Origin of the sequence: Subsaximicrobium wynnwilliamsii (assembly GCF_007997225.1) — a bacterium.
In the GTDB taxonomy this organism is placed as follows: Bacteria; Bacteroidota; Bacteroidia; order Flavobacteriales; family Flavobacteriaceae; genus Psychroserpens; species Psychroserpens wynnwilliamsii.
In genome coordinates, this window is record NZ_VORM01000032.1 from 1 (window position 1) to 15,667 (window position 15,667).

The 15,667-nt window shown below is 40.2% G+C and carries 11 protein-coding genes; all 11 read right to left on the minus strand.

From position 1 onward, the window contains the following. Positions 1–316: 316 nt before the first annotated feature. Positions 317–901 (minus strand): hypothetical protein, encoded by a 585-nt coding sequence (locus ESY88_RS18425; RefSeq protein WP_147086391.1) that lies wholly within the window; start codon positions 899–901, stop codon positions 317–319. Between the two features lie 55 nt (positions 902–956). Continuing rightward, on the minus strand, positions 957–2,006 hold the full coding sequence (locus tag ESY88_RS18430) for a nucleotidyltransferase family protein (RefSeq protein ID WP_189702651.1): 1,050 nt from the start codon (positions 2,004–2,006) through the stop codon (positions 957–959). A gap of 32 nt (positions 2,007–2,038) precedes the next feature. Beyond that, entirely contained in the window at positions 2,039–3,193 is a 1,155-nt protein-coding gene (locus tag ESY88_RS18435) for a phosphoenolpyruvate carboxykinase (ATP) (RefSeq protein ID WP_147086393.1), read from the minus strand. Positions 3,194–3,208: 15 nt separating this feature from the next. Further along, a complete protein-coding gene (locus tag ESY88_RS21195; protein WP_189702652.1) occupies positions 3,209–3,376 on the minus strand; it encodes a hypothetical protein in 168 nt (55 codons plus the stop codon). Positions 3,377–3,454: 78 nt separating this feature from the next. Beyond that, positions 3,455–4,222 (minus strand): T9SS type A sorting domain-containing protein, encoded by a 768-nt coding sequence (locus tag ESY88_RS18440; protein WP_147086394.1) that lies wholly within the window; start codon positions 4,220–4,222, stop codon positions 3,455–3,457. Between the two features lie 303 nt (positions 4,223–4,525). Beyond that, positions 4,526–7,294, minus strand: a complete 2,769-nt coding sequence (locus tag ESY88_RS18445; protein ID WP_147086395.1) for a beta strand repeat-containing protein — start codon at positions 7,292–7,294, stop codon at positions 4,526–4,528. 737 nt (positions 7,295–8,031) lie between these two features. After that, positions 8,032–11,844 carry a beta strand repeat-containing protein gene (locus ESY88_RS18450; RefSeq protein WP_147086396.1) on the minus strand — a complete coding sequence of 1,271 codons (3,813 nt, stop codon included), beginning with the start codon at positions 11,842–11,844 and terminating at the stop codon, positions 8,032–8,034. 173 nt (positions 11,845–12,017) lie between these two features. Next, a complete protein-coding gene (locus ESY88_RS18455) occupies positions 12,018–13,715 on the minus strand; it encodes a T9SS type A sorting domain-containing protein (protein WP_147086397.1) in 1,698 nt (565 codons plus the stop codon). Between the two features lie 649 nt (positions 13,716–14,364). Next, positions 14,365–14,658 carry a hypothetical protein gene (locus ESY88_RS18460; protein WP_147086398.1) on the minus strand — a complete coding sequence of 98 codons (294 nt, stop codon included), beginning with the start codon at positions 14,656–14,658 and terminating at the stop codon, positions 14,365–14,367. A gap of 237 nt (positions 14,659–14,895) precedes the next feature. Then, positions 14,896–15,192, minus strand: a complete 297-nt coding sequence (locus ESY88_RS18465) for a type II toxin-antitoxin system RelE/ParE family toxin (RefSeq protein ID WP_147086399.1) — start codon at positions 15,190–15,192, stop codon at positions 14,896–14,898. Further along, positions 15,185–15,424 (minus strand): ribbon-helix-helix domain-containing protein, encoded by a 240-nt coding sequence (locus ESY88_RS18470; RefSeq protein ID WP_147086400.1) that lies wholly within the window; start codon positions 15,422–15,424, stop codon positions 15,185–15,187. Before ESY88_RS18470 ends, ESY88_RS18465 begins: the two co-directional genes overlap by 8 nt. Positions 15,425–15,667 lie beyond the last annotated feature (243 nt).

The following is a 15,667-nucleotide window of genomic DNA, read 5'->3' on the forward strand; positions in this document are numbered from 1 at the left end:
ATTTGGTTCCCATTAGGACCAATCGAAAATCTGAAAGAAATCCTGATAAATATCGATCAAGAATAAAACCTAAAATAACCAAAAATCAGAAAGATGGAGTTTGAATGACCTTAACTTAATGACATTGCGCTCGCGCTAGCGGGGATTAGACTGATGTTCACGGTTATTTTCCCGCGATGACAAAACATTCAAAGGATTGCAAACCATCACGTGTAGCAGTTTGATGATTCTTGTCAATACCATAAAACAAAAAAGCTCTAGAAATTTCTAGAGCTTTTTATATAATTTTTAATTAGTACGTATTGCGTTACCTGAGTTACAGTCTGAACACAGCTTGGGCAAAATACATCCAATGGTTGTTGTCAAATTGTTTGTCTGGGTGATTGAAAGCAAATTTTCCAGTACCTTGAAATCTAATGCCGATGGTTCTATTACGATTTAACCAAAATAAAGCGCCAAAAGAGACATTGGCAGAGGTGTTCAATTCATCAATTGTAAAGATGCCTACGCCACCAGAAGCGTAAAGATCAACCCATTCTGCATCATATAAATAATCGGAAAAGTAAAATTTTAGGGAGGTATTGGTGCTAAAATAGAGTACGTCATCCTCGAGGAAACCGTTATCTAGAAATTCGCCTTTATCATAGCCGTTAAAGCTCACGTCTTGTTCTATGGAAAGATATTTGGTCCATCTGTGCTCTATAGCGAGTGCCAAAGGGTTTTTTAATTTAAATTCATCCAATTTTTCAACTGGGTTTCTTGTACCAAGATTTCCTAATGCATTCACGCCAACACTTAAGATCCACTCACCTTGACTGTTTCTATACGATTGCTTGGTTTGTGATTGACCATAAGATAAAGTGCCAATTAGCACAGCAGCAATAAATAGTAATTTCTTCATATCTTAAATTTGTTCAAAAATAGCCAATTATGTTAAATTATAAAATAAAATCTTACTAACTTTTACTAAAGATTTTATTTTTTAGTATGTGTTTGCGATAACTCGTATTCGTGATGAATAGTTTTAAGCGTCTTGATACGTCTAAAATAATCACTTTAACCCTATATTCGGCTACTTCTAAGGGTTTTCTATTGATTTTAAATTGATAAAACTGAGTGTGAAATCGATCCAACCAAGCATTTTCATGAAATCCAGTTTTCAGATTCCAAACTTGCAATAGGCTTAAATACCTAGAAATGTAAGGGTTGCTTTTGAATTCTTTAACATCACTAAAATCCTTGTTCTTCCAAAGCACTAAGCTGTCGTAGACGTTTTTGAAATTTAGACGGTTGAAATAAAAACTATCATCATTCAGCTGCGTCGTCAATATGTTGATCTGTCCAAGATGCTTTTTACTAGCGACGAAAGTACCATTTTCAAATCTTTTATCTTGTATTATGGCGCTCAAGTCCAATAATTCTCGATGACCCGATATTAATACGTCTCGGTGTAATTCAATTGCCGCGAGACGCTCAGGATTCACTTGCCGGTCTAAATGTCTAAAACCCGTGTTTTCATAGTTGAAGCCAATCAATTGATCGTAGCCGTTATCGATTAAAAGCTGAAATGCAAAGTCGATGTCTTTCTCAGGTACCAAAATGTCAAAATCGCCAATCATGCGTTCGCCAAGATCTTGGTAACAATTGGAAAGCAGCAATCCCATTCCCTTTATAAACGCATATTCAATCCCATTGCGCTCTAAAATGTTGGCGACAAGCTGGGCTTCGCTTATCAAGCCCTGATTCCGTGCCCTATTGATATTAGTGAGTTCCCTGAGGTAAGTGATCAGATCTTTTGGCAGCGCTTCTAAAAGCTGCTTCTGTTCTAATCTGCAATACACGGCTGTAAGAACAAGATGTCCACTGGCGATGCTTACCAGCTGATCCCAGTCAGTATCTTTAGCTTGCGTCAGCCTGAGTTTTAACTGACTTTCATGAGCATCAAAACGCAGGATGTCCACAATTAATTGCAGGGTGTCTTTATTGGATGTTGCGTTGGTAGTCAAGTTGTGGTTTTGAAGGACGAAGATACTAAAGTCTAATCTGCTGCTGCGGCATCGAACAAAGTTTTAAATGCGGAAATCGCAAAGTCGTTATCGGAATAATTCAGTTCGTAAAATCTGACCTGCTCCAGCCAGTCCAGAAATAATTTAGCGTGTTCTGGCTGTGGTGAGATCCAAGAATCTGGGATGAGCGTCGCTAGAATTTTTTCTGCGGAAGCCTTTTTTAAGTTGGAGTCGCCATCCTTACTGTACTTCACATATACAATGGTTTTGCAGGGTAAGGCTTTTACAGCGGATGCATAATCCACTGCGGAAGGCAAGTACTTTACATTCGTTTGTTTTGCATCTTTGAAATGCGTTTCAAGCGTTTCGAAGTTTCTCACGGTTTTAGCCATCATATCAAAAGCACCTGCCTTAATCGAAACCGCATTGGGATATCTGTATAACATCAAATCATCGGCGTACATGGGTGTGAAATCGTCTGCCAATAAATCCATGCCATGAGCCGTGAGCAATGCTGAAAGCGTACTTTTTCCGTTTCCAGACTCGCCTACAAGCATTATGGCTTCCTGATCGTTGCAGATGGTGGAGGCGTGAAAACTAGCCAACCAATTGGAAGCGGTCTTATTGTGAATGTAATTGGTCAATTCTAAAGAAAACGCCCCTTGGATAAAATGATAGCTTATGGTATCATAGGCATAGGCCGGTGTCTTGTTCTTAAATAGGTATAGCAGTTTGTCTACTTGGAAGATATCCAAAATCATTCCGACAGCTTCCGAAGTATTGGAACTAAAATGTGCCAACTGCGGATGAAAAAGACCTTTGATCTTCTCCGAACCGTAATTGACTTGGACGCCCAAATTTCCGAAGTGGTAATGGATGGCGATGCTCTGTTCTGGCGGATTAATATCTTCAGCAATAGCTCTGTCAATTTTAGTTGTGGCATTGCTATTTGCAGCTTTAAGAAAAGCTTCCAATTCCTTGTGTAACTCTGCAGCCTCAGCCTGTTCAAAGCCAAGCTCCTCTTGAAGCGACCTCAAAAAATGGGCTGGCGTTTTGGCGTTTAAGAACCTGTTTATGAGTTCGTAATTTGCGGGAGACACTATGGTAAAATGATTAGAGCATTGAAACCAAAGTATAGTACTTTGGTCAATGCTCTTTATATGTTTCGGAGATAAATCCGTGTTCAAAATGCGAATTAGTAATTAACCAAAAGGATTTCCTCCTGGATCTGGAACACCTGGAGAAGCGGCATGTGCCTGGCTAGGGCTAAGAATTAAGAAAGTCCCTACAGCCGTAAGCGCAGCATATTTGCCCATCTTTTTCATGGCCTCCTTACGGGTTATTTGATCTTGTGTAGTTTTTATTTTCATTGTTCATCAATATGTTGAGTCAAAAATACTTACAATAAATTCAATATAAAAGCGAAACGGGATATAATTTAACTGAAACTAATCAATTATTACTTTCATCGCGTTTTCTTGTTTTTGGTCTTTAATTTTAATGATGTAGACACCTGCATTCATAGTTTGGAGGGACAATCTGTTTTCATTTTGATGTATGTCCAAAGCATATTTCGAAATAAGCCTTCCATTTATGTCAAAAACGGTGCATACTGTTGCTGCTTTGAGTTGCCCTTTGATGATGAGCTCTTTAGTATTGTTGGCCATGATAATGCTCAGATCGGAAAATGAACGGTGGGTAGTGGCTAAATTTTCGCCCACAAAACGCAGATAGAATCTGCCAACTCCCATAAGGTCGCTACTTGGTGTCAACACATAATCAGTTTCCGTTAAAAGCGTCGAGGTGTTCGCAACAGTATCATCCAAATAAACGGCCACTGTTTCTGGGATGGAGGAGGTCTGGATGCTGAATCGAACTTCGACACCTAACTCCGCGTTCACGCCAAGCGGAATTGTGACATCGTTATAATCGGTCTCTCCAACCGCTTGAATGGTAAAAGGAATGCCTTCATTACTTTCTACCAATTGCGTATAAAGGGAAAACCCTGTAGTAGGACTTCCAAAAAATGCAGCATCATATCCAGGATCCAATCCTAAGCTTGAATATTCCGAAAAATAAATATCGGTAAGATAGTCTTGGGTTTCATTGCTTAGTTTAAGTTTGAAATTGGTAATCGCCGCGGCATCTTGTGCTGCATTTTGGGCAAAAAGTGAGGTCGTGATCAGTAGCAATACGAAGTAAGTAATTTTTTTCATAATTGGTAGGTTTAGGTTAAAGTAATAGATGTTGAGTGGTACTCTTCTAAAAGTAATCCACTGCGAATCTATACATTAATCCCGAAGTCTTTAAAATTTTTCGATGGAAGGCAGATTCATATTGTTAATCGGTTACTTGGTTTTACTTCGTCGGATTTTGGTACTTTTAATGGGTACATAATTTCAGTCATTCTGCTAGCAAATGTGCTGATGGAGTTTAATAAACCTTCCGAAAAAAACAAAACGCACGGTCTAAATGACGCATGCGTTTTAATGTAAACTTGTTGAACCTTCTTCAACTTCCTATCTTAAGATCATTTTTTCACTTCGGCTGAACTGCTTAGAGTTCAATTTCACAATATAGATGCCTGAACTTAAACCCGATACATCCATACGCTGCTGTGCCAAATTTTGCTCTAAAGCCTGCGAGGCAACCAATCTGCCTTGTAGATCATACACATCGGCTATGGTGGCCCTGACAAAGTTGCCATTGAAAACCAATTCACGTGTGGGTTGGGCAACATAGAGCGCTATAGTATTCAGGCTATTCGTTGCTGCGGATAAGCTGTTCTCGGCATATCTCAAAAAGAAACGGCCAGTGCCTGATAAGGCTGTTGTTGGCGTAATCACATAATCTGAATTGTTGAGTATTGTGGTTAGGTTAGCAAGCGTATCATCCAAATACACATTAACAGATGCGGGTAAGGTACTAGCCGAAATACTGAAAGTTAGTTGTTCTCCTTGATTGGCATTGACACCCAAGGGAACGGTTACATCACTCAAGCTTGTAGGACTCAATGCTTGTAAAGCCATGGGCACTCCAGTATTGCTCTGTACCAAATGCGAATAGAGTGCGAAACTTGGGGCAGATCCACCCCAAACTCCTGCATCATATCCAGCGTCAAGGCCTAGTGAAGCATTGGTATTGAAATAAAAATCAGTCTTGTAGTTGGATGTAGCTGTACTTAATTGAAGCTTGAGATAGGTAAGTTCTGCATTTCTACCTGATATAAAGTCATCAGAGCTGCCAATTCTTCTCATAGCTGGAGTGAATTCAATAGTACCATCACTTTCAGCAGCGACGAAAAATCCTTGGCCAGGAGTAATAACTGCCGAATCATCAGTGTTAGAAAGGTTGAGAATGGTCCAGCCGTTAGACGCATCACCATCGTAACCGTAAATACCAACATTAGTTACGTCTAATAACGCTGCATTGGCACTATTGTTTAAGAAGGCTCGGACGTTTAAGTATGATGGAAAGGGATTTCCAATCAAATTCCATGGGGCAGAAAAAGGGCCAGAGTTTACAATAGCTGTAGTCTCAGTTCCAGTAGAAATAGTTCCCGTAAAGGCTAGAGTAGTGCCAGCATCGGTGGTAGCTGCTCTATAGCCTGTGCCGCTTTCTAGCGATGCAGTTGTCGCATTAGTATAGTTTTCAAAATCTCCAGTGCTTTTATCAAAGGGCGCAAAGGCATATGCAGTAGGTTCCGTTTCGCCATCATCTAAAAGCGCTGTACCATTGGCAGTTAAAAAGCTCCCCCACGTTTGACCAGATACCGGAGCAGACACTAAATCATTTCCATTGGTATTTGAATTTACAAATCTGTTGTAGGTAATAGTTCCACTTCCAGAAACGTTGTTTACGATAAGACTAGAATACATAGTGCTTGTAGACTCAAGACTAACTGTGCCATTTGTAGTGGTATTCAAACTAGCTGCTGTAATACCAACACCCTCTGTAACACTTAAAGTTCCGTTAGTTACCAAAATTTCTCCAGCCAAGAGGCGAGTAGCGTGTAGCGTTACTGTACCAGTGTGGTCAACTTCAAAGTCTTGCGGTCCATTAATGGTTGGGAAAATAGCGTCGGTAGTTGCAATATCAGTAGTTCCTGTTATTGCCAATTTGCCATTTGGCCCATAAGTTATAGAACCTTCTGTATCAATAGTGGCACCTGCATCAACTGTGAGGGTACCATTTACAGTTAATATTCGTCCTGTTGGAATGGTAAGCGTGCCGCCAGAATTTAAGGTTAAACTATTCACTGAGATGTCCTCCGTACCAGTAAGACTAAAACTAGCCGTTTCATTTACAATAATTTGTGAAGAAGCTAAATCTACACTTGAACTAAATACACCACCATTTATACTAGTAGTGCCAGTATAGTCTTGAGTTCCAAAAAGGCTCAAAGTCCCAATCCCGTTTTTTACAAGGCTTCCTGAACCTGAAATATTGCTTTGAAACCGATTCCCAGTCCAACCATTAAGAGTTAAAGTTCCAGTGCCCAAAGAGATTGAGCCCGAATTCGAACTGCCGGTTTCTGAAACTGAACCTACGGTTATACTTTGGTTGTTTAAATCAAATGTTGCCCCAAGAGAAATAGTCACAGGCGTAACATCTGATAAATCACCACCATCCATAATTCTGAATGTACCAGCTTCCACAGCAGTACCGCCAGTATAGGTCATTACACCAGCAATTTCAACAATTGAATTTTGCTTGAGGGCAATGCCACCAGTGCCTTGCAAATTCCCAGATAATCTTAGAGTTTTATTATTATTGCCAAAAACGTCGATAAAATTATTATTAGTATAGATATCGCTTGTAAAGATTAAATCGCCGTCAACTGGATTAAATTCTGCAGTACCATTAAAAATTTCTATGGTATTATTAAAGGTATGTGCGGCAATACTTTGATTTTGTATTTTTGAGGGGCCTCCATTTTGATGACGTAATTCTAAGGCGAGTCCATTAAATGTTCTGCTTTGATTCGCATTTGCTTCAAATACTAATTCTTTGGCTCTATAGGATCTTCCATTTAGAGTCATTGTGAGATTACTATTATGTCCAATTCTAATTAAGTTAGCAGTTGAATTCTCATTGTCAGGATCCCCTTGATTATGAGATGTCTGGTAAAACCAAGGTAACTGTGCATCTCCCCAATTTCCAGTAGATACATTGCTTCTGCTAAATACCTGCTGCTGAGAGTGAAGCGTTGCGCTAAATAACAAAATTATTAAAAGGCCAAAAATTGAAAAGATTTGTTTTTTGAGAAACATGTATTTTTGTATCATATCAAATGAGTTTAAATTTTTTTTAAAAAATAACACAAATATAATAGCTATTTTAAAAAACGAACTCCGCAAACGTTTTCGTGTTGACAACTAAACGAATAAAGCGGTTTCTTTAATTCGTAAGCCACATCATAGAGACACTAGAACAAAAAAAGCGCACTAAAACGCAATGCGCTTCAATTGCATTCCAATAAAAACAGATTTATGTTAGTCACTCGTGTCACTCGTGTCACTTGTGTCATTTGTGTTGCTCGTTATATTGAAGATGTGCAACCTAAACACTTCCGCATAACAAAGTGATCTCAATACGGTTTTTGAGATTCGGCTTACTCACGCTGACCGTAATTGCTAATCTGGCTTTATGAATACCAAAACTCAAATGGGCACTTTGGCAGTATTTACCTCAATTGGAATGCTGACCTCCTTGTAAGCTGTTTTTCCAAGCGGCTGCACAGCGAAAGGAATTCCAGTAATGGCTAGACCGAGTTACGAGTTTAGGCCGAATGCGCATTGCCAACAGGTAAAGAGGCCTCATGTCTAAGCCTTACAAACCTCACGCCCTTTTGGAATTGCTTTTAGAGTCAACTGCTCCTTTTGATCGAATAGCGCTCTATAGCTTTCCGCGTTTAAATACTTGTGTTGTCAATTTTGAGTACCAGGTGCATGGTCGGGATAAACAAAAAAAGCGCATCATTTTCATGACGCGCTTTTCAGAATAAACTATAAAACTAAAGTGCTTATTTAATAATCACTTTCTGCGTTTTCTGTTGTGTGGCATTGCTAAGGGTCACAATGTAAACCCCGGTGGTCATGTTAGACACATCCACTTGATTACTGTTGCTGCCTTTATCCAACTGCGTGTTCAATACCAAACGCCCTTGCAAATCGTAAAGATTTACTGCGGTGTTCGCATTGAGCAATCCTTTCACAAATAAGGTATCGTTGTTGGTGTACATCTGTAAACCTGCAACGTCAACTGCTGTTGTGCTTAAGGTACTGTTTGAAGTTCTCAAGAAGAAACGACCCGTGCCATCAATAGCACTATCTGCCGTAAAGGTATAATCACCAGTATTAAGCAGCGTAAACGTATTGTTGAGGTTGTCTTCCAGGTACACTTGCACATCGGCGGGTAAACTAGAGAGTTCCATGCCAATAGTCACTTGCTGCCCTTGTGAAGCTTTCAAACCTAATGGAATGATGACCTCATTAACAGCAGCAGTTCCTAAGGATTGGATCGCCATATTGCGACCTTCATTATTTTCTACCAAATGCGAGTAGATCATGAAGTTTGACGCAAATGCACTCATTAAAGCAGCATCATAACCAGGGTCTAGACCCAAACCTGAATTGCTGTTGAAATAAATTTCAGTCGCAAAATCTGTTGCACCACTGGAAGCTTTGAGTCTCAAATTGTAAGATTCTGTAGCATCTCTACCTAAGATAAAATCATCGGTACCTGTGGTAGTGGCCATATCATAATCGAATGTAATACTGTTTGTGCCTGCAGCTGTATTGTTAGCCACAAAGAAACCTTGCCCTGGTGCAATATTCACTGAAGCATTAGAGGCGCCGTTGATGATTGTGAAATTACCAATGGTTCCTATACTGGGGCCATTGTTATTGTTATAACCATATATGGCTGCGGCACTAGGATCTAGAGCAGCTATGTTGGCTGCATTCAAGAAGGAGTTTGCTCCGGTAGAAGTCACATAACTTGGATATGGATTCCCAATCAGGTTCCATTGATTACCACCAATTGGGGTATTTATGGTTCTGGAGACTGATCCCGTTTCAATTGTTCCAGAGAAGGTCAAACGATTATTTGAAACATCTTTGCTCGCAGCACGGTATCCTTTACCGCGCTCAAGTGGAGTTGCAGCTGTCATTCCAAAATTGACATAGGTTTGAGCAGCATTGTTATATGGGCCAAAGGCGTAAAAAATACCGTTATCTGGTAATACGGAAGCATTTGATTGTGGATCTCCAAAAGTAATGAAGTCTGCAAAGGTTTGTCCAGGGCTCATCAATGGTAAGGAGAGTAAGTCATTACCTCCTGTGCCAACCGCTCCTGAGCCTACAACGTTGGTGTAACGCTCATAGCTAATGCCACCCAAAATAGCCCCTATATCAGCACCATCCTGCTCTAAAATCAAGCTTGAAAATAGAGTAGAGCTAGACTCTAAGGTGGTTTGTGTCGCATTTAATGTCGCATTGGAGTTTACGGTCAATGATGCGCCCGCTGCTATATTTACCGAATCGGCATTGGTATCGGCAGAAATATTGGCATTGCCATTCTGCACAATAATAATGTTAGATGGGTTTATAGACCCACTTGGATCGTCTGGCGTCCAAATGCTGTTATCATAAGTATAGGTTGTTAAAGTAACAGGCTGGAAATTCAGTTGGATATCATCAATTGCAAATTCATCGCGAGCTCCTGTTCCAGATACATCGTTACCTCTCCATCTTAAGTAAAAGAAACTTCCATTAGGAATGTTTATACCATCAATTACCGCTGTTCTTGTCACAAATTCCCAACTAGGCGTAGTAGATGCGGTTGATGGAGATGTGAAATTTAGTCCGGTAACACCAGTATAAGATGTATTGTTGTTACTGTACGCAAAATTTAACGAGTTGCTATTGTTTTGATCATTATAGACATAGACTTTATACTGCACTATAAATTTGGTTACCGTACTGCCTGTGTTATTTTTTGTCTTTAGTACCACAGTTCCTGGAGTAAAATCATCATCAGTAGCTTGAACTCCCAATGCGTAATTGGAAGGTGCCACTTCGAAACTGTAAAAACCACCAGTAGTCACTGCTCCCGTGCTAGTGCCTCTTGCATAATCCCCTGTTGTGAAATTGAGTGCGAAGCCTGTAGGACCGTCGGACATACCAGAAGTTTGCCAAGCATCAGAATCCAATTGGCCGTTTGCAGGTGTTTTGACGATTCCAGTTCCTGTAAATGTACCGTTATTGACACCAGGTACTGTGGTGTCAAAATTGATGATATTTTCATCATTGATGGCATTGATTATAAATCCGTCACCAGGCGCTGCAGAAATATTAAATGACGTACTTGTCGCTACTGTTAAACTACCAGAGGAAGCCTGCAAGGTATAACCAGTGCCAATAGTATCGAATCCAATATTGCTAAAAGTTGCCAACCCAGAAACTGCACTTACTGTAGTGGTTGCACCAGGATCAAAAATGCCGGCAGTAGAAGGTGTTAAGGCCACAGCACCAGTAAAATCCAAATCGGTATTAGCGTTGGGATCAATCGCATTTACGGAAGGTGCAGGTACCACGACCGCATTTACTACGAAATTTGGTGGATTGGTGTTAAAAATAAGGTTCGTTGCAATGACCTCAATCCGGTTATCGTCACCAACAACAGGTGTTGCAGCAGCTCCAGCATTTGGAGACGCGAAATTCGACCCACTTGCAAGTGCAGCAGCCGATTCAATTGTTAATTGAATTTGTTGATTATCGGTTACAGTGTTTTTAAACGTCGCATAAACACTAAAGGTTTTTGCGGCATTATCAGTTGCAGTAATACCAGCTCCAGAATTTATGGCTGAAAAATTAGTGCTTGCTGTGACACTACTTACTTCGGAAACATTGGTACTGCCATCAAAAATGGCTAAGGCAGCAAGGTTGTTGAAGTTAGGAATATTGAAACCTAAGCTCGTTAGCGTTGTTCCCACGAGATCAGCATCGCTTAAATCATCGCCACCATCTTGAATGCTAAACTCAGCAATTTTTATGGCGTTTGCATTAGTTAGACCCGAGCTTGCGGAATAAGCGGTATAATCGATGTTATCGGTTGGATCAAATGCAGTTGCAACAATGTTGGATTCAGCACTAGTTACTGAGCCCGTAATTCTAACTCCCGCATCACCGCTAACGTAATCGGTCCAGACAACATTGCCTGAATTTGCAGGCTCATTATTAGGACTGCTTGCACTAGCAAAAACCTTGATTAGGGCATTATTTGGATCACTTGGTGAGCCACCCCAGGCGTACATCCTAAACGTCACAGTCCCCTCAACGCCAGAATTCAGATTTAAGTCGTAGGAAAAAATCTTTCTCCCTTTAGTTTGGAAGGTAGTTGACCCATCAGCATTTAATTCACTGGGATTAGAATTGAGTAAAGCTGTGCCAGCAGTGGCAAAGCCATCTGTACTGGAGTAAATTCTAAATCTAGTGGGGCCTTCAGTATCTCTTCTTCCCAATTTAATTTCCAGTTGCGATAACTCCAATTCATAAGTAGCATTTGCCGAAATAGAGAACTGAATATAATCGTCATTGGTTATGGCAGATGCATTGTCTGGGGCGTTCAACCCTGCAACTGCATAATCATCACCGGAATCATAACTAGCGCCGGTACCTCTGGTCAAGCCTATACTTGAGACATTGGCGATATTGCCAGTAGTGCTAGGATTATTCGAGGAAGAACTATTGACATTAATTTCAGTAAGAACGTCCTGTCCATAGGAAACACTCCCAAGAATTAATGCGGTTAATAAAATGTAAAGTTTTTTCATGATATATTTAGAAATTAGCGGTTTATGTCTATAATCACACAAATATATCTGTTTGCTTTTTAAACCTTACAAATCGGGCTTTTTTTTAGTTATTCGGCATGAATAACCGTTATAATGAAAAAGTGCCACTTCGTTTGAAGTGGCACTTTTAAAAATAGTGGTGTAATGCGCTATTAATTCAATATCAATTTCTGGGTTTTCAGTAAGGTCGCACTTGATAGTTTCACGATATAAGTACCTTTTGGCATGCTTGACACGTCAATGTATTGGTTGGTAGCATTTTGATTCAGTTTTGTTTCCATGATCAAGCGGCCTTGGATATCATAGAGCATGAATGTGCTGTTTTGATCGAGACGTCCTTTAATGATAACCTTATCCTTAACCGAATACACTTCAACTGTATGTGCTGTGGCCACGGCTGTACCCAAGGTGCTATTGGCAAAGCGCAGGAAAAAACGACCTGTACCATTAATCGCTGTACTTGATGTAAGCGTGTAATTGCCAGTGTTTAGCTTGGTATAGGTATTGTTAAGCGTATCGTCCAAATACACGTCAATATACGCAGGAAGTGTGGACTGGTTGATGGAGAAGCTAATTTGCTGCCCCATGGCTGCGTTGACGCCCAAAGGCACGCTTACGTCATTCATATCTGTCATTCCCATACATTGAATGGCCATAAAACGACCGGTATTTTCTTCAACCAATTCAGAATAGATTGAAAATGCGGGAGCAGCATCGCCAAACAACGCAGCGTCATAGCCTGGGTCGAGACCTAAACTCGCGTTTTCACTAAAATAGAATTCGGTATCAAAGGTTTTGCTGCTGTTTGAGATTCTAAGTTGCAGGTATTTATTTTCAACAGTGGTAGATCGTCCTTCAATAAAATCGTCACCAGTACCTGTTCTTCTCATATCTGGTGTAAATACGATGTCATGGGCTGCAACATCTGCCGCATCCGCAGACACGTAAAAGCCTTGGCCTGGAGCAATGAGGGTAGTCTCATCAATATTGATGAGGTTGTAGATTGTATATCCAGTCGAGAGATCACCTTTATAACCGTAGATACCTGAGGAGGTGCTAGTCATTAAATCAATGTTTTTGACGCCCGTAGCGACTTCATGATTTAAAAAGTCTTGCACCGATAAATACGTTGGATAGGGATTTCCAATAAGATTCCACTGTACGGCGTTGGTTCCCGAGTTCAAGATGTTCGCAGAGACATCACCGGTGTTAAGGTCGCCGTTAAACGTGAACGTGCCTCCATTTGTGCCGTCGGCTGCTGCTCTGTAGCCTACGCCAGGGTCTAAGGTTGCGGTTTCTGTGTTGCTATACAATCCTAAGACATTAGTACTAGAATCTAAGGGGCCGAAGAGAAATAAAGTTTCCCCGGTGTTGCTCACTATATTGTCATTTGCCAACTGAAAATCTTCAAAAGTTTGACCCGTGAGTGGTGCTGAAATCAAATCGTTTCCGCCCGTGGTAACTCCAGCAGCGACGGTTCCGTTGACGTGACGTTTGTATTCAATGTCGCCATTAATGCTTCCTGCACTTGAGATCAAGCTGGAATAGGAGTCGGAGTTTGATTCCAAACTCACCATGGAAGCGGTTAAAGTTGCACCCGCATCCACAGTCAATGCTGCGCCAGGGGAAACGGTCACGTTGCCAATGCTGGTATCGGCTGTAATGCTTGCGTTTCCGCTTGTTACAAAGATGTCATCGTCGCCTGTGCTAATCCCATTGGGATCTCCGGGTGACCATGTGCCGTCAAAGGTGTAGGCTGTTAAAGTAGTTCTGCCAGTATCAACACTGGTCTGCGCGTAAAGATTGAGTCCCATCAAAAAAAGTAGGATTACTGAGTAAATGTTTTTCATAACGTAAATAGGTTTTAATTTGGGGGGGTTCAATTTTTGGTAAAACAAATATAGAAGGATATTTGAATAAACCAGATTATATACACCAAAATTCGAAGAGATGTATATTTATGTAATCTAAATCGTATGTATCAAGCTTTTTAAGTCTCTTTTTCTGAAAAATCAAAACAAAATCGCTTATCCCTTGCTCAAATTTGCGGCAATAGTATTTTTGTGAGAACTTCTAAATAAAAATGCAGCAAAAAAAAGTGACTCCTTATGGCCTGGGGTGGTGCGATAGCTACCTTAGTCCCTCATGACCGTCATCACGATCGAACACCGAATTTTGAATGTCGAACACCCAATGTCGAATGATGAATTTTGAAGTATTAGATTCGTCTTTGGTTTTAAAATTTATTGGAGATTGAAGGAGATTAACGATTGACGATTAACGATTAACGATTTTTGATTTTTTGAAGTTTTGATTCTGCTTCAGTTTCAGATTCGATCTTGAGCTCATGTTCAAATTCAATTTCAAGTTCTCCCGATAGCTATCGGGATCATCTTCGTCTTCATCTTCATCTTCATCTTCAACACCCAATGTCGAACACCGAATGACGAAGTGTTAGATTCGTCTTCGGTTTTAAAATTTATTGGAGATTGAAGGAGATTAACGATTGACGATTAACGATTTTTGATTTTTGAAGTTTTGACTCTGCTTCTGTTCAAGATTCGATCCTGAGTTCAAATTCAATTTCAAATTCAAATTCAATTTCAATTTCAAGTTCAAGTTCTCCCGATAGCTATCGGGATCATCTTCATCTTCATCTTCATCTTCGTCTTCGTCTTTCTTCCGCGTAGATCCGCGATATCTGCGGGCTAAACAAACAGCCGCCACTAAATATTTCCCGCAGATCACGCAGATCCTCGCAGACCTCTCTTCGTCTTCATCTTCCGTCTTCAAGTTCTCCCGATAGCTATCGGGATCATCTTCGTCTTCATCTTCATCTTCATCTTCATCTTCATCTTCATCTTCAACCCCTCGTGACCGTCATTACAAACGCCGTTAAATATCATTAGTTGCGCGTCACAAGCAGAAAATTTAGCAAATATAAAAGAACCTGCTAATGCACGAGGATTTTAAGCAAAAGGCCAGAACTAGCAATTGATTAAACGCGAGTTTGTTGGCAACTGTGAATTTTTAATATTTCAAAATGTTGTTTAAATCCTGTCTTCCGATTATGGCCATTATTTCAACAATGTTATCATCGTTGATTTTATAATATATACTATCAACACCACAAACACAACGTCTATATCCCGCTTTTACGAAATCAACGGATTGGAACGAGAACGGACTGTTGGCAATGACCTCAAAATATTCAAAAAATGAATCAAAATATTGATCCGCTTGTGTTATTCCAAACTTGTCAGTGCCATAGTGGTGAATCCTTATCAAATCTTCCCTAGCCGCGACACTTAGTTTGTAATTAGCCATTCAATAAAGATTTGGAAGCAGCTAAGATCTGCGCTTTACTCTCGTTTGTGAATCCGCTCTTTTCGGCTTTTTCGAGTTTGACTCTTAACCAATCGATTTGTCGTTGTTGTTTTCTGGCCTGCCTAATTAAGTCGTTAACGAGTTCACTCTTGCTTGAATATTCATTACTGTCTATTTGAGACTTTAACCATTCATCATTTGGTGCTGTGAAAGAAATGCTTTGTCTTTTCATGGTTCGTTTTTGGTGTAAATTTACATCAAATATAGATAATAGCTGCGTACTAGAAAAGAAACACCGAACAGGAGATTGGAGATTAACGATTGACGATTAACGATTTTTGAAGTTTTGACTCTGCTTCTGTTCAAGATTCGATCCTGAGTTCAAATTCAAATTCAAATTCAAGTTCAAGTTCAATTTCGTCTTCGTCTTCATCTTCGTCTTCGTCTTTCTTCCGCGTAGATCCGCGAAATCTGC